This is a genomic window from Nonomuraea sp. NPDC049309 (assembly GCF_043196965.1).
GTDB classification, from domain to species: Bacteria; Actinomycetota; Actinomycetes; order Streptosporangiales; family Streptosporangiaceae; genus Nonomuraea; species Nonomuraea fastidiosa.
Genome location: NZ_JBICSH010000006.1, coordinates 428,273 through 442,924, shown reverse-complemented (window position 1 = coordinate 442,924; position 14,652 = coordinate 428,273). Strand labels below are relative to the sequence as shown.

At 70.4% G+C, this 14,652-nt stretch carries 15 protein-coding genes; 11 read left to right on the top strand and 4 right to left on the bottom strand.

Features of this window, described 5'->3' with window-relative positions:
- Positions 1-47: 47 nt before the first annotated feature.
- Complete coding sequence (locus ACGFIM_RS33695; RefSeq protein ID WP_393208877.1) at positions 48-932, top strand: D-alanyl-D-alanine carboxypeptidase family protein; 885 nt, start codon at positions 48-50, stop codon at positions 930-932.
- 210 nt (positions 933-1,142) lie between these two features.
- Here the strand turns inward: ACGFIM_RS33695 and ACGFIM_RS33690 are convergent, their stop codons facing one another.
- Positions 1,143-1,841, bottom strand: coding sequence for a hypothetical protein (locus ACGFIM_RS33690; RefSeq protein ID WP_393208874.1), 699 nt, complete (start codon positions 1,839-1,841; stop codon positions 1,143-1,145).
- Between the two features lie 194 nt (positions 1,842-2,035).
- Between ACGFIM_RS33690 and ACGFIM_RS33685 the strand changes: the two genes are divergently transcribed.
- Positions 2,036-2,329 carry a hypothetical protein gene (locus ACGFIM_RS33685; RefSeq protein ID WP_393208871.1) on the top strand — a complete coding sequence of 98 codons (294 nt, stop codon included), beginning with the start codon at positions 2,036-2,038 and terminating at the stop codon, positions 2,327-2,329.
- A 141-nt stretch (positions 2,330-2,470) separates the two neighbouring features.
- Here the strand turns inward: ACGFIM_RS33685 and ACGFIM_RS33680 are convergent, their stop codons facing one another.
- The 3 genes from ACGFIM_RS33680 to ACGFIM_RS33670 are packed head-to-tail and all read right to left on the bottom strand — an operon-like array spanning position 2,471 to position 4,351.
- The gene (locus tag ACGFIM_RS33680; RefSeq protein ID WP_393208868.1) at positions 2,471-2,713 is read right to left on the bottom strand and encodes a DUF4235 domain-containing protein; all 243 of its coding nucleotides are present in this window, start codon (positions 2,711-2,713) and stop codon (positions 2,471-2,473) included.
- Between the two features lie 50 nt (positions 2,714-2,763).
- Positions 2,764-3,585 (bottom strand): TrmH family RNA methyltransferase, encoded by an 822-nt coding sequence (locus ACGFIM_RS33675; protein ID WP_393208865.1) that lies wholly within the window; start codon positions 3,583-3,585, stop codon positions 2,764-2,766.
- A complete protein-coding gene (locus ACGFIM_RS33670; RefSeq protein WP_393208862.1) occupies positions 3,578-4,351 on the bottom strand; it encodes a DUF4184 family protein in 774 nt (257 codons plus the stop codon). Before ACGFIM_RS33670 ends, ACGFIM_RS33675 begins: the two co-directional genes overlap by 8 nt.
- A gap of 139 nt (positions 4,352-4,490) precedes the next feature.
- On the opposite strand from ACGFIM_RS33670, the gene ACGFIM_RS33665 reads away from it, so the two are divergent.
- From ACGFIM_RS33665 to ACGFIM_RS33625, 9 genes are all read left to right on the top strand, one after another.
- Positions 4,491-5,129, top strand: coding sequence for a hypothetical protein (locus ACGFIM_RS33665; RefSeq protein ID WP_393208859.1), 639 nt, complete (start codon positions 4,491-4,493; stop codon positions 5,127-5,129).
- A gap of 255 nt (positions 5,130-5,384) precedes the next feature.
- A complete protein-coding gene (locus tag ACGFIM_RS33660; protein WP_393208856.1) occupies positions 5,385-7,037 on the top strand; it encodes a substrate-binding domain-containing protein in 1,653 nt (550 codons plus the stop codon).
- Positions 7,038-7,155: 118 nt separating this feature from the next.
- Positions 7,156-8,781 carry a sigma factor gene (locus ACGFIM_RS33655; RefSeq protein WP_393208853.1) on the top strand — a complete coding sequence of 542 codons (1,626 nt, stop codon included), beginning with the start codon at positions 7,156-7,158 and terminating at the stop codon, positions 8,779-8,781.
- Positions 8,782-9,046: 265 nt separating this feature from the next.
- Positions 9,047-9,418 carry a hypothetical protein gene (locus ACGFIM_RS33650; RefSeq protein ID WP_364058407.1) on the top strand — a complete coding sequence of 124 codons (372 nt, stop codon included), beginning with the start codon at positions 9,047-9,049 and terminating at the stop codon, positions 9,416-9,418.
- Positions 9,415-10,545, top strand: coding sequence for a GNAT family N-acetyltransferase (locus ACGFIM_RS33645; RefSeq protein ID WP_393208850.1), 1,131 nt, complete (start codon positions 9,415-9,417; stop codon positions 10,543-10,545). Before ACGFIM_RS33650 ends, ACGFIM_RS33645 begins: the two co-directional genes overlap by 4 nt.
- A gap of 150 nt (positions 10,546-10,695) precedes the next feature.
- Positions 10,696-11,529, top strand: a complete 834-nt coding sequence (locus ACGFIM_RS33640; RefSeq protein ID WP_393208847.1) for a glycosyltransferase family 2 protein — start codon at positions 10,696-10,698, stop codon at positions 11,527-11,529.
- 9 nt (positions 11,530-11,538) lie between these two features.
- Positions 11,539-12,540 (top strand): glycosyltransferase family 2 protein, encoded by a 1,002-nt coding sequence (locus ACGFIM_RS33635; protein WP_393208844.1) that lies wholly within the window; start codon positions 11,539-11,541, stop codon positions 12,538-12,540.
- On the top strand, positions 12,537-13,340 hold the full coding sequence (locus ACGFIM_RS33630) for a polysaccharide deacetylase family protein (protein ID WP_393208841.1): 804 nt from the start codon (positions 12,537-12,539) through the stop codon (positions 13,338-13,340). The genes ACGFIM_RS33635 and ACGFIM_RS33630 overlap by 4 nt, the downstream gene beginning before the upstream one ends.
- Complete coding sequence (locus tag ACGFIM_RS33625; RefSeq protein ID WP_393208838.1) at positions 13,333-14,649, top strand: lipopolysaccharide biosynthesis protein; 1,317 nt, start codon at positions 13,333-13,335, stop codon at positions 14,647-14,649. The genes ACGFIM_RS33630 and ACGFIM_RS33625 overlap by 8 nt, the downstream gene beginning before the upstream one ends.
- Positions 14,650-14,652: the final 3 nt, after the last annotated feature.

The following is a 14,652-nucleotide window of genomic DNA, read 5'->3' as shown; positions in this document are numbered from 1 at the left end:
CGAACCCTTGATCTCCTGTCACCATGATTGGCATGCGTATTGGGGGTTTGATTAGCTCTGCGGCGGTCGCGCTGGTTGTCGGGTTCGCCACGCCGATCGTCGGATTCAGCGCGCCGGCGCAGGCCGCGAGCGCTCCCGCCGTCAAGGCGAAGGAGGCGTACGTCATCGACTCCGCAGGAACGGTCCACGTCGGCAAGCGGGCGACGAAGCGGGTACCGGTGGCCAGCCTCGTCAAGGTCATGACGGCGTACGTGGTGCTGCGGGAGGCCGACCTCAGCGACGTGGTCACGATCAGCGCCGCCGACGTCAAGTACGCCGCCAAGGGCGGCGCCGCCACCGCGGGCCTGCGCAAGGGCGAGCGCTTCACGGTCAGGGACCTGCTGTACGCGCTCCTGCTGCCCTCCGGCGCCGACGCCGCGAACGCCCTGGCCCGCCACTACGGGCCCGGCAAGGCGGCCTTCGTCGCCAAGATGAACCGCACCGCCCGCGAGCTCGGCCTCAGGAACACCCGCTACACCAACGCCGACGGCATGCCCACCCCGTCGAACGGCGGCTACTCCACGGCCGCCGACCAGGCCAAGCTGGCGCAGTACGCGCTGCGGAGCAGTGTCTTCACGAAGGTGGTCGGCAGCAAGGTGCACAAGGTGTCCAAGACCGCCGTGCACCGGGCGCACACCTGGCGCAACACCAACAAGCTGCTGTCGCGGGCCGACGGCGTGCTCGGCGTCAAGACCGGGTACACGAACGCGGCCGGCTACTGCCTGCTCTTCGCGGGCGAGCGCAACGGCGTGCAGATCGTGGGCGTGCTGCTCGGCGACCAGAACGAGCGCCGGTTCGCCACCGCGGAGAAGCTGCTCGACTATGCGGGCGAGCAGGCGGCTTTGAACGACCGATCGCTCGCCTACGCAGGCGGCCGGGCAGTGCTCCGCTGACCACCGAGCCGACCCCGCAGGCGGCCGGGCAGTGCTCCGCTGACCACCGAGCCGGCCACGCAGGCGGCCGGGCAGTGCTCCGCTGATCACCGGGCCGGCGACGCCGGCGGCAGGCGCTGCTCACCCGGCCATCCATCCGGTTGCGCGAGCGGCGACGGCGCTCAGCCAGCCGAGGCGGCCGACTCTGTCAGCCGTAAGCTCGCGAACCGGTCAGCCGAAGGTGATGGTGCCGTGGCCGGGGTAGGCGTGCAGGCCGCTCGCGGCGCAGCCGAGGATGGCCGTGGGCGGTGCGATGCCCCCCGCGACCCGCTTCCCGGCCAGCCACCCCGTGCGCACGGTGCCGGTGAGCAGGGTGTCGGCCGGGTGCCTGGCCACCAGGCGGTCGGCCTTGATGGCGAGCTTCGAGGCGCCCGCGGGCCGTCCCGTGGCGCCGAACCAGGTGATCACGGCGGTGCCGCGAACCCGGCGCGCGGTGGCGCAGGACGCCTGGGCGGTGGCCTTGACGTTCACCCAGGCCGACCGCAGGAACGGGGCCGAGTGGTCGGGTGAGGTGCATCCGGTGAGCTCCAGGTAGCCGCGCGCGGAGATGCGCCGCGTCGTCAGGCCGACCGTGGGCGTGAACGTCAGCGGATGCTCGGACGGTGTGGACACGGCACAGGTCAGCGCCTCCTTTCCCGCCCTCTTCGGCGCGGCGGCGAGCCGCGCGGAGGCCGCTTTCTCCCCGGCGACGGCGGGCCGCCCGGAAACGCCTTCCTCCCCGGCGACAGCGAGCCGCCCCGAAACGGCCTCTTCCCCGGCGACGGCGGGCCGCCCGGAAACGGCCACCTGCGCGGCGTCTGCGGCGAGGGGGCAGGCCGGGAGCAGCAGCCCCGTCGCGGCGGTGAGCGTGACGATCCAAGCCCGGTTCATGGACCCTCCGGCGGGGGCGCGTGCGCGCACGTTCGGTGATCGGACCATGACAGTGTGCCGCATCGTCCGTGCCGTCCGCCCTGTCTGGCGTCCCGACGGCCCGGCACGACACACCTGTACGTTTTCCGATGGATTCGGCCCGCCGTCCGTTCCCGAGTAGGGTGAGCCCCACACCCCTCCCAAAGGACGTCCTGATGGCGGAATTCGTCGAGGTCCGCACTCTGATCGAGGGCCACGAGGCGGCGGCCGACCTGGCGCACGGCATCCTGCTCTCCGGGCTCGCCACGTCGATCGACATCGCCGAGGTCCCGCACCCGTCCGCCGCCGGCGCGACGGCCTGGCAGCTCACCCTCGTCACGACCGAGCAGCAGGTGCCCGCGCTGGAACGCCACGTGCGCCGCACCGGCGGGGACCGGCCCATCGACCGCGTGCCGATCGCCCACCACTTCGACGGCTACCCTGACTGGCTCACCGGCGACGACCGGTGATCCGGGCCGGCGTCCCCGCCGCTCAGCGCCTGCCGCTCGCAGCGCCGTTCACAGTGCGTCCGGTGGCCGTTGACAGCCGCCGTTCGGTGCCGTTGACGGCCGCCGTTCGGTGCCGTTGACAGCCGCCGTTCGTGGTGCCGGTCAGTGCCGGCGCCGAACGGCCTTCGCGCCCGCCCGCTGCACGGCCGCCCTGACCGCGCTGAAGACGGCGCCCTGGACGGCGGCCGCCACCAGCACCTCGGCCAGCCCCCGCTCCAGGTCCTCGGCGTCGGGCGCCTCGTCCTGGCCGGAGACCAGCGTCCAGGCCCGCCTGAAGAGCGCGGCGGCCAGCACGCCGCTCAGCAGGCTCACCCCCAGCGATGCGGCTTTCTCGACGGGCTGCATTCCTGCTCCTTACGTTCGCGTGGGGAATGCCCGTGCCCGCAGCCACGCTCCTAAACGTCCCGCTGGTCAGCCCGCATGAGCCCGTGGCAGGCGATGGCGGCGGCGGCCACGACGTTGAGGGAGTCGACGCCGGCGGCCATGGCGTCGGGGCTCATCGGGATGCAGACCGCCTCGTCGGCCTCCTCCAGCCAGTGTGAGGACAGGCCGTCGCCCTCCGAGCCGAGCAGCAGGGCCACGCGGTCGGTGAGGTGGACGCGGTCGATGGGGGTGGCGCTCTGGTCGGGGGTCAGGGCGAGGGTGCGGTAGCCGGCCTCGCGGAGCCGGGCCAGGCCGTCGAACCAGTCGTCCATGCGGGCGTACGGGATGGAGAAGACCGCGCCCATCGAGACCTTGACCGCGCGCCGGTAGAGCGGGTCGGCGCAGCGGGGCGAGAGCAGGACGCCGCCCACGCCGAGCGCGGCGGCGGAGCGGAAGATGGCGCCGACGTTGGAGTGATCGACCAGGTCCTCGAGGACGAGCAGGCGGCGGGCGGGGCCCTTGAGCAGGGTGTCCATGGAGGGCAGGGGCAGGCGTTCCATGGAGGCGAGCGCGCCTCTGTGGACCTGGAAGCCCGCGATGCCGGACATGATCTCGTCGCTGACGACGTAGACGAGGGCGTCGCCGAGCACGTCTTCGAGCGGGGCCAGCCAGCGGCGGGTGGTCAGGACGGAGCGGATGGGGTATCCGGCGCCGATGGCCCGCCTGATGACCTTCTCCCCCTCGGCGAGGAACAGGCCGCGCTCGGCCTCCAGGCTCTTGCGCAGCTCGACGTCGCGCAGCCGGGTGTAGTCGGACAGCCGGGGGTCGTCGATGTCGGTGACGTACTCAAGCACCTTCCGATACTGCCATGCGCCGCCTGACCTGCCAGACCAGCGCATGGCACGCGAGCACCGCGAACAGGCCGATCACGGTGCCGATGCCGGTCTCGGTGATGAGGCTCGCGATGCCGAAGCGGGGGTCGGGCTCGTCGGCGAGCGGCCAGAGCAGGGCGCCGGCCAGGACGCCGAGCCCGGATGCGGTCAGCACGGCGGCGCGGGCGCGCGCGGTCATGCGCAGCCGCTCGGGTACGGGCGCCGCCGGCATTTTGGACAGCCCCCGCCATGCCCACCAGGCGACGACGGCGAGGCCGATGGCGGACGAGGCGTACTGGAGGAGGCGGAAGAGGGGGATCACCCCGAGGACGCTCACCGACAGCCATCCGCCCCATTCGATGACGCCGCGGGAGTGGGTGAAGGAGTCCCACACGACGTGGGTGAGGACTCCCGCCACGGCGCCCGCGGCCATGGGCAGCGGGCGCAGGCGTTCCGGGGCGAGGAGCGCGGCCCGGCCGGCGAGCGCCGGCGGCAGCAGCGCGATCAGCGGGTCGCGCAGCACGAGGTGGAAGAGCGGCAGCAGGACCAGGACGGCGAGCGGGTCGAGGGTGACGATCCCCGGCCAGGAGTGCCAGACCCGGTATTCGGGCAGGAACGGCAGGAACAGCGGCAGGTCGGGCGCCATCGCGCCGATGGCCAGCGCCCACGGGTCGAGCACGCGGCGGAGCCGGGCCGATGGCCCGATCAGTGGCAGCACGGCTGCGATGTGGCTGGGCGTGAACGGCACCGGACCCTCCCCTTGATCGGGTTTCATTATGCGGGCGAAGCTTGATCGGCTTTTGCCGCGATCATTCCCTGTCGCGTTCCGTAGTGGGTACGCTACTTATCGCTGTCGACGGCCGGATCAGCCGGGAGTTCGGGGGTTCATGGTGCCTGATCAGCGGATTCATGAGCATCCGGCCGCGTCAGCCGACTGGCTGCGGGCGGCGCGCGCCGCCCGCACGCTCTCGCTGATCACGCTGGGCTGGCTGGGCGCGGAGAGCGCGCTCGGCCTGGCGGCGGGCCTTGCCGCGCACTCGGTCGCGCTGATCGGCTGGGGGCTGTCGGCGCTGGTGGAGTCGGTGGCCAGCCTGATCGTGGTGTGGCGGTTCACCGGCGCGCGCACCCTGTCGCCGCACGCGGAGAGCACGGCGCGCCGGGCGGTGGCGGTGAGCTTCTGGCTGCTCGCCCCCTATCTGATCGTGCACGTGGCCCACGATCTCGACGCGGGCCACCGTGCCGCGCCGAGCGTGCTGGGCATCGCGGTGACGGCGGTCAGCCTGGCCGGCATGCCGGTGCTGGGGCTGGCCAAGCGGCGGCTGGGCAGGCGGCTGGCGTCGGCGGCCACGTCCGGCGAGGGCACGCAGAACCTCATGTGCGCGGCCACGGCGGCCGGGGTGCTGGCCGGTCTGTACCTGAACACGCTGGGCCTGTGGTGGGTGGATCCCGCCGTGGCGGTGCTGCTCGCGGCCGTCGCGGTACGCGAGGGACGCCGCGCGTGGGCCGGTCACGCTTGCTGCCATTGACCGCAACAGATCGTAATCGTCGCACCAAAAGTGGTGTTTTCCCACAGAGACCGCACCGAGTATCGTTCCCGGAGTATTGCGGAGCATCTCCCGCTAGGGTCTCCGAACGGTCTCTAAAACACCTAAGAGGACATCGTGGGGCGACACCGCACAGACGATCTCGGCGGCGATTACCCAGCCGGCGAACCCCTCCCGCGCAAGCGACCGAGGAACAGCCGCGGCAAAGTACTCGTACCGCTGGCCGGCGCCGTCGCCATGGCCGTCCTGCTAGGTGTCGCGGCGTTCGTCATCTTCACCCGCGACCATGACTGCACCGGCGGCAGGATGCCGCTGCGCGTGGTCGCGGCCCCCGACATCCAGCCCGCGCTCAACAAGATCGCCGGCCGGTACAACAAGGCGATGCACACGGTGGACGGCAAGTGCGTCGAGGTGACGGTCGCCAAGGAGGACTCCGCGAGGACCGCGAACAAGGTCGCGGCCGGCAAGGCCGACGCCGACTTCTGGGTGGCCGACTCCAGCCTGCTCATGGAGAGCATGCGCCAGACCCCGGACGGCGAGGCGCTGCCGCAGGTGGAGGGGTCGATCGCGACGTCGCCCGTGGTGCTGGCGGTGGCCAAGTCGGCGGCCGGCAAGCTGACCGACGCGCTCAAGCCGAGCTGGATCTCGGTGATCTCGGCGGCGAACGTGGCCAACGTGGACGGCCCCGGCAAGAAGGTCAGGGTGCTCGCCCTCGACCCGCAGAAGAACTCCGCGGGCCTTGCGGCCCTGCTCGCCGCGGCCGGCACGGCCAAGGAGGCCGGGCAGGACAAGGCGCTGGTGGGCGCGCTCAAGGAGCTGTCGGGCCAGCTCGTGTCCGACTCGACGGCGCTGCTCGCCAGCCTGACCGTCAAGCCGGGCAGCAAGGTGCCCGTGGGCGTCACCTCCGAGCAGGCCATCTTCGCGCACAACAGCAAGAAGCCCGACTCGCCGGTCGTCGCCCTCTATCCGAAGGAGGGCACGCTCAGCCTCGACTACCCGGTCACGGTCCTCGCCAAGGACCCGCAGACGGTGAAGGCCGCCACGGACTTCAAGCGGGAGCTGTCCTCGGAGGCGTCGGCGAAGACGCTGCGCGAGGCGGGCTTTCGCGGAGTGGACGGCAAGGCGGGCAAGGCGCTGGCCGAGGCCGACGGCTTCGACGAGGACACCCCGGCCCCGCTCGACCCGCCGGACGGCCCCACCGTCGCGCGCGTGGTGCAGACCTGGACCCGGCTGAACCTCGGCACCCGCCTGCTCACGCTGCTCGACGTCTCCGGCACCATGGCCCTGCCCGTGCCCGGCACCGGCATGACCCGCATGCAGGCCATCAACAAGATCGCGACGGAGGGTCTCGCGCTGTTCCCGCCGGGCTCCGAGATGGGCCTGTGGACGTTCTCCACGCACCTGGACGGCAAGGGCAAGGACTGGAAGGAGGTCGTCCCGCTCGGCCCGCTCAGCGAGCCGGTCAACGGCACGCTGCGCAAGGAGATGCTGGTCAAGACGTTCGCCCAGCTCAAGGCCAAGGAGACGGGCGACACCGGGCTGAACGACACGGTCAAGGCGGCCTACACGCAGCTCACCAAGACGTACAAGCAGGACAAGGTCAACACCCTGCTCATCCTCACCGACGGCGCGGGCAACGACGACCCCGACGGCGGCGTCACGGACAGCGAGCTGCTGCGCTTCCTCAAGCAGACCTACAACCCGAAGCGGCCGATCAGCATCCTGCTCATCGCCTTCGGCCCCGACGCCAAGAAGGGCAAGCGGCAGATGGAGGCGCTGGCCAAGGCGACGGGCGGCGAGGCGTACATCGCGGAGAACATCCTCCAGGTCCGCGACTTCTTCCTGCGGGGCATGGAACGCCGCCTCTGCACCCCGAATTGCGACAACTGATGTGAAAGACGTCCTCCATGCCCATTCGGCATGGAGGGCGAACCCGTACGAACCAGGCCGCGTCTTCCTTGCGCGTGGGGCTCCGAAGCCCGTTTCACCCGCCGGGGAGGGAATGTCCGTGCCTGGATGGCCGACCATCGACCGCGCCGACGAGCAGGAACTGATCGATGCGCTGCGGCGCGCGGACGCCGAGGCTCCCGCCAGGCTCTACGACTTCTACGGCGAGCGGCTGCACGACTACGCCTTCGCGCTGTCGGGCGATCGCGACATGGCCGCCGACTCGGTGCACGACGCGCTGGTGACCGCACAGGGCTGCGTCGAGCGCCTGAAGGAGCCGGCCAAGCTGCGCGCCTGGCTGTACGCGCTGACCAGGTTCCAGGTGCGCGCCCGCCTGGCGCACCGGCCCGGCACCCCGCCCGCGGGCCTGCCGCTGCCCGACCCCGCCGAGCACGACGATCCCGAGCTGGCCGAACTGGTTCACGAGACGCTGGGCGAGCTGCGCAGGGGCGAGCGCGAGGTGCTGGATCTGTCGCTGCGCCACGGCCTGACCCCGGCGGAGGTGGGGGCGGTGCTCGGGCTGACCGGCAGGCAGGCGGCGGCCAGGCTGAGCCGGGCCCGCGACCACCTGGAGATCGCGGCCGCGGCCGTCGTGCTGGCCAGGACGGGACGGGCGCACTGCCCCGACCTGTCGGCCATGGTGGACTCGTGGGAGGGGCCGCTGACCCCGCTGCTGCGGCGGCGGTTGTCGGGGCACATCGGCGGCTGCGAGGTGTGCACGGAGAGGCGGCACCGGCAGGTCTCGGCGGCACGGCTGCTCGACATGATGCCGGTGGCGTACCCGAAGATCTCGCTGCGCCGCCGGGTGATCGACACGTGCGTCAGCCCCGAGCTGGACGAGACGCGCGAGCTGATCACCGATCGCGGCGACAGCCTCGATCGCAGCGGGTTCCCCGTGGCGCAGGACGAGCGCCGCCGCCGCGGGCCGCGCCGGCTTGCCCCGCTCATGCTGGCCGGCGCCTGCCTGCTGGCCGCGACGGGCGCGGTGGTGGTGATCAACGGATCGGACGCCGCCGAGGTGGGCGCGCTCCGGCCGGAACCGGCGCCCGCCACGACGCCGCCGCCCGCGGATCCCCTGGAGGAGCCCGAGTTCACGGAAGACGCCGAGGAGACCGAGCCGGAGGAGCCGGAGGAGGAGCCGAGCCCGTCCCCGTCGGCGACCCGTACGCGCCCGTCCGCCGCTCCCCCGGCCTCGCGCCCGGCCGCCGCACGGCCCCGGAGCCGCCCCGCCGCCCGGCCGACCGCCACCCGCCGCAGGCCGGCCCCGGCCGCCAAGCTGATCGCGACCTGCCCGCGGTCGATCACCGGCACGGGCGAGATCGGGCTGCGCGCCCGCAACGCGGCGGTCTCCTGGGTGGCGACCGCCGCGCAGGGCCTGGAGGTGTCTCCGGAGAGCGGCTCGATCAGGGCGGGCGCCGCGGTGAAGATCCGGGTGACGGTCGCGGAGCCGTACGAGCCGGGCACCGGCAGGATCGCCTTCACCTCCAATGCGGGCACCGCCACCTGCACGGTGTCGTGGCAGGGCGAGGAGGTCCCGGAGCCGCCGGCCGGGCTGCCGACGGAGGACGGCGAGCCGACCGAGGCGCCCACGCTGAGGACGGTCGCACCGTCCGCGGACAGGTCCGGCTCGGCACTGGAAACGACGGATGCGGAGGCACTGCGTAAAGCCGACGCAAACGGACAGTAGATCGCCTAGTCTGAACGACAAACAGGGATATATCGGACCCTGACTCGAAGATCCTAGGTCACATAGGGCATTCTGGTGTGCTTGGGGACCGCTTCGGGGCCGGCGATCACTTGACCGTGTGCTGAAAGTCACACGAACTTCTTGCGCCTGCCAGTAAACCGGCGCGCGTCGCCAAGCGTCGGCATTGACGTGTCGAGGCGCCGATTGATCCCATCAATTGCGATCGATCTGCGTTCTCACCAGCAAGGCAGGAGATTGACAGGAGATGCTCAAGCAGCACCGCAGGGCGCTGGCCTGGCTGGTCGCGCTCGCCTGCATCGCAGGTGCGGTCATCGCCCTGTTCGATATCGAGACGCCTCTGCGTCCGTTTCTGATCTCCTTGTTCCTTCTGGTCGTTCCAGGGGCGGCAGTGGTGGGACTGTTGCGCGATCGTGACCCCCTTGCCGCACTCTCCGTGGGAGCAGCCGCGAGCCTGGTGCTCAACGTGTTGCTCGCCGAGGCCATGCTGCTCTTCGACGCGTGGTCGCCCCGAGCCGGTGTCGCGACGGTCGCTGTGCTCGGCGGGTTCATGTACGTGCTTCGGGTGTTGTACCGGGGGAACCGCATGCAGACCGAACAGGGGGCCAGGGCAAGGTGAATATCGAGGTAGTCCGGCCCAGAGAACTCGGCGACTCCGAGCGCGCGCGATGGCGCGCGCTGCAGAAAGCCGATCCAAGTCTGGACAACCCGTTCCTGTCGGTCGAATTCGCCGTGGCGATGGACCGTTTGCGCGACTACGTGAGGGTGGCGGTCATCTCCGACGGGGGGCGCATCGTCGGGTTCTTTCCGTACGAGCGGCACAGCTTCGGCATCGGCAAGCCGCTCGGCGGCTTCCTCACCACCTGCCACGGCCTGATCGCCGAGCCCGGGCTCAAGCTCGATGCCAAGGCCCTGCTGCGCGCCTGCAAGCTCAGCGTGTACGACTTCGACCACCTCGTGGCCGGGCAGCCGACGTTCGCTCCGTACGAGTCGGACGTCAGGCCCGCACCCGTGATGGACTTCACCTCGGGCTTCGACGCCTGGCTCGAGCAGGTCAAGGCCAACTCTCCCAAGAACCTCAAGACCGTCAGGTACAAGGAACGCAAGCTCGGCAGGGAGCACGGCGAGCTGCGCCTGGAGTGGGCTTCGGCCGACCCCGAGGTGCTGCGCACCCTGCTGGCGTGGAAGTCCGACCAGTATCGGCGGACCGGCCGGGTGGACAGGTTCGCCCAGCCGTGGATCGTCGAGCTGACGGACATGATGCATGCCGAGAACTCAGCGGACTTCGCGGGCGTGCTGACCATGCTCTATGCGGGTGACGTGCCGGTGGCCGGGCATTTCGGCCTCCGTACGGCCACCACGCTCGTAGGGTGGTTTCCCGCTTACGACACCGAGTTCGGCCGCTACTCGCCCGGAATGGTGCACCACATGCGGATGGCCGAGGCCGCCGCGAACGCGGGGCTGCACATGGTGGACATGGGCAAGGGCGGCAAGGAGTACAAGGACTGGCTCAAGAGCGGTGTCCTCTATGTCGCCGAAGGTCGCGTCTCGCGGCCGTCGGCGACGGCCGCGGTGCACTGGATGGGCCGAACTCCTTTCAACAAGGCCCGAACAATCGTCATGGATCGGCCGTCTCTTTATAAGGCGGCCGACCGCGTCCTCAAGGGCTTCGGTCGGGTGCGCACCTCGATGCAACATCAGGAGTCACCCAATGCGGTAAGTCAGGAACCAACGGGAGCACGTTAGACCGCTCCCGAGCAAGACCCCGGTACAGCACCAACACCCTCACTCCACTGGACCGTCGAAGCACCGTCCGTCGGTTTCGCCGTTGCCGCAGCACCCGGGAACGGTTCACAAACCGGCGGGCGGTGCCGGTCCGGGAAGGAATCCCTCGCTATGAGTCCCGAGATAACCAAGCACAACGGCAAGGTCCACTCCGCACCGCTGCGGTCGATGCCGCCGCCTTCCAGCTTCACGCCGGTGACTCCGCACCTGGCCATCTCCCCGACCGTCAGCGTGGTCGTACCGGCGATGAACGAGGCGGAGAACCTCCCCCACGTCTTCGCCACCATCCCCCAGTGGGTGGACGAGATCGTGCTCGTGGACGGCAACTCCGTCGACGACACGGTGGCCGTGGCCAAGCGGCTGCGGCCGAACGTCAAAGTAGTGACGCAGAAGGGGAAGGGCAAGGGCGACGCCCTCGCCGCCGGCTTCGCCGCCTGCACCAGCGACATCATCGTGATGATCGACGCCGACGGCTCGACCGACGGCCGCGAGATCATCAACTTCGTGGGCGCGCTGGTGACCGGTGCCGACTTCGTCAAGGGCTCGCGCTACGCCGCCGGCGGCGGCAGTGACGACCTGACGCTGAACCGGCGCCTGGGCAACAAGATCCTCACGGGGATCGTCAACATCATGTACAAGACCCAGTACACCGACCTCTGCTACGGCTACAACGCGTTCTGGGCGCGTCATCTCGACGTGCTCGACCTCGACTGCGACGGCTTCGAGGTGGAGACCCTGATGAACGTGCGTGCCGCCAAGGCGGGGCTCAAGGTGCAGGAGGTGCCGAGCCACGAGCACAACCGCATTCACGGCGAGAGCAACCTGCACGTCGTCCGGGACGGCTTCCGCGTGCTCAAGACCATCCTGAAGGAGTGGCGCCGCCAGCCCACTCCGCCCAAGCCCGAGCCCGCAGCCACCCCGACCGCCGACCGAGGCGTCGCGTAAAGGATCTCTGTGAACACGTCTGTTGTCATCTGCGTCTACACCGAGGAGCGGTGGGAGGACATCAGGCAGGCAGTCGAGTCGGTCGAGAACCAGACGCGCCCGGCACACGAGCTGATCCTGGTGGTCGATCACAACCCCGACCTGCATCTCAAGCTCAAGCGCGAGTACCCGCAGGCCATCGTGGTCGAGAACACGCACGAGAAGGGGTTGTCCGGCGGCAAGAACACCGGAGTGGCCACGGCCAACGGGGAGATCGTCGCGTTCCTCGACGATGACGCCGTCGCCGACCCCGGGTGGCTGGAGGCTTTGGAGGAGGGCTTCCAGGAACCCGGTGTCGTGGGCGTGGGCGGCCGCACCGAGCCCCTGTGGGCGTCGGGGCGGCGGCCCTCGTGGTTCCCGCACGAGTTCGACTGGACGGTCGGCTGCACTTACCGCGGCATGCCCGCGGTAAGGGCGCCGATCCGCAACGTCATGGGCGGCAACGCCGCCTTCCTGCGCGATGCGGTCACCGAGGTGGGCGGCTTCCACAGCGGCATCGGCCGCAGCGTGCAGGGACGCAAGTCCCGCCCGCTGGGCTGCGAGGAGACCGAGTTCTGCATCAGGCTCTCGCAGCGCAAGCCGGGCTCGATCATGCTGTACGAGCCGCGCGCGGTGATCGGGCACAAGGTGTCCAAGCAGCGCGAGCGGTTCGCCTACTTCAGGTCCAGGTGTTACGCGGAAGGGCTGTCCAAGGCGCTGGTGACCCGCGAGGTCGGCACCCAGGACGGGCTGTCGAGCGAGCGGGCTCACGCCATGAAGACCCTGCCGCTCGGCGCGCTCCGCGGCGTCGGCGACGCCCTGCGGGGCGATCTGAGCGGGCTCGGGCGGGCCGCCGCCATCGTCATCGGGCTGGCCTGGACGACCTGGGGTTACGTCGTCGGTTCCGTACGGCTCAAGGTCTCCCGGGAGGCGGCACGGGACGCGGCACGGGAGGCGGCACGGGAAGGGACACAGGAGGGAACACGGTCATGACCCGCGTACCGATCCTGATGTACCACTCGGTCACCGACACGCCCAACGCCGACACCAGACCGCACGCGGTGCGGCCGTCGGACCTCGAAGAGCAGCTGGCGTACCTGAAGGAGAGCGGCTTCACCCCGCTCACCCTGGGCGACCTGGTGGCCGCGCTGAACAAGAACAACGGCCGCGCGATGCCCGACAAGCCGATCGTGGTGACGTTCGACGACGGGTACGCCGACTTCCACAGCCACGCGCTGCCGCTGCTCGAACGCTACGGCTTCCCGGCCACGGTCTTCCTGACCAGCGGCTGGGTCTCCGACGCCGGCAAGGACGCCGCGGGCCGGCCCCTGGACAGGATGCTGTCGTGGAGCCAGGCCCGCGAGGCCGCGCAGACCGGCATCGAGATCGGCGGCCACAGCCACAGCCATCCGCAGCTCGACCAGCTCCGCATGGAGGACCTGCGGCAGGAGCTGCGCAAGAACAAGGGCCTGCTGGAGGAGAAGATCGGCGCCCCTGTGGCCACCATGGCCTACCCGTACGGGTACTCCAGCGCCCGCGTGCGCCGTGAAGTGCGTAAAGCCGGATACTTCGCCGCTTGCGCCGTGAGCAACACGATCGCCGCAGATCGTCACGACATGCTCGCCATCCCCCGGTTGACGGTCGGCAGGAACACGACCATCAACATGTTCAAGCGCGCCGTCGAAGGCACCGCCGTACCTCTCATCTACCTGCGCGAACGCATCCTCACCAAGGGATACGCGGTCGTCCGCAGGACCCGGTACGGGCTGCAGCGGGTGCGCGGAAATGTCTAAGGTCTGGGCGAGAGTCGTCACCGACCTGCGCAACCCGTTGTTCCGCCAGGGCTACGCGCTGATGGCCAACACGGTCATCACGGGTGTGCTCGGCATGGGCTACTGGCTGCTCGCGGCCCACTACTACACGCCGGAGGAGTTCGGCCGCGGGCAGGCCGTCATCACCGCGATGCGGCTGTTCGCCTCGCTGACGGCGCTGGGCTTCGTGGGCGCGCTCGCGCGCTTCCTGCCGATCGCCGGCCGCCGCACCGCCGAGCTGATCCTGCGCGGGTACGGCCTGGCCGCCGCCACCGGCGGGGTGGCCGCGCTCGGCTTCCTGCTGACGCTGCCGCTGTGGGGCAGGACGTACTCCGTGCTCGCGGGCTTCGGGCCCGGCCTGTTCTTCCTGGCGTCCGTGGTGGTGTGGGCGGTCTTCACGCTCCAGGACGTCGTGCTGACCGGGCTGCGCCGCGCGCCGTTCGTGCCGCTGAACAACCTGATCTTCGGCCTGGTCAAGATGGGTTTGCTGGTGGCGCTGGCCGGGGCGCTGCCCAGCGGCGGCATCTTCGTCTCGTGGGTCATCCCGACCGCGCTCGCGCTCATCCCGGTGCAGTGGCTGATCTTCGGCGTCGTCGTACGCCGGCACGTGCGCGAGTCCGACCCTGGTCAGGAGCCGCCCAGGCTGCGCGAGGTCGGCCGCTTCCTGGCCGGCGACTTCCCCGGCACGCTGTCGATCCTCGCCATCGTCTACCTGGTGCCGGTGGTGATCGCCACCCAGGTCGGCGAGGCCACGTTCGGCCGCTTCTCGATGGCGCACACCCTGGCCAGCATGATCGAATTGCTGGCCATGAACATGGCGGTGTCGCTGACCGTCGAGGGCTCCTTCGACCGGGCCGCGCTGGCCGAGAACTGCCGGCGTGCGCTGCGGCGGGCGTTCATGATCGTGGTGCCGATCATCACGGTCGCGGTGCTCGGAGCGCCGCTGATCCTGCGCATCTTCGGGTCGGAGTTCGCCGAGGAGGGCACGCTGCTGCTGCGGCTGATGGCCGTGGCGGTGCTGCCGAGGGTGCTGATCGAGGTCTATCTGAGCGCTCTGCGGGCGCAGAGCAAGGCGCGGGCGCTGGCCGCCGTGCAGATCGGGCTCGCCGCGCTGGTGCTCGTCTCCACGATGGCGCTCTTCCCGTACTTCGGGGTCAACGCGGTCGGGTACGGTCTGCTGTTCAGTGAGCTGCTCGTCGCAGTTGTGATCCTCGGAAATCTTCGCAAAATCCTCAAAGTTGATGAAACGGGTCGGTCGCCTGTCACCCAGGGGTCGTCCGGGGCCTCATGATGG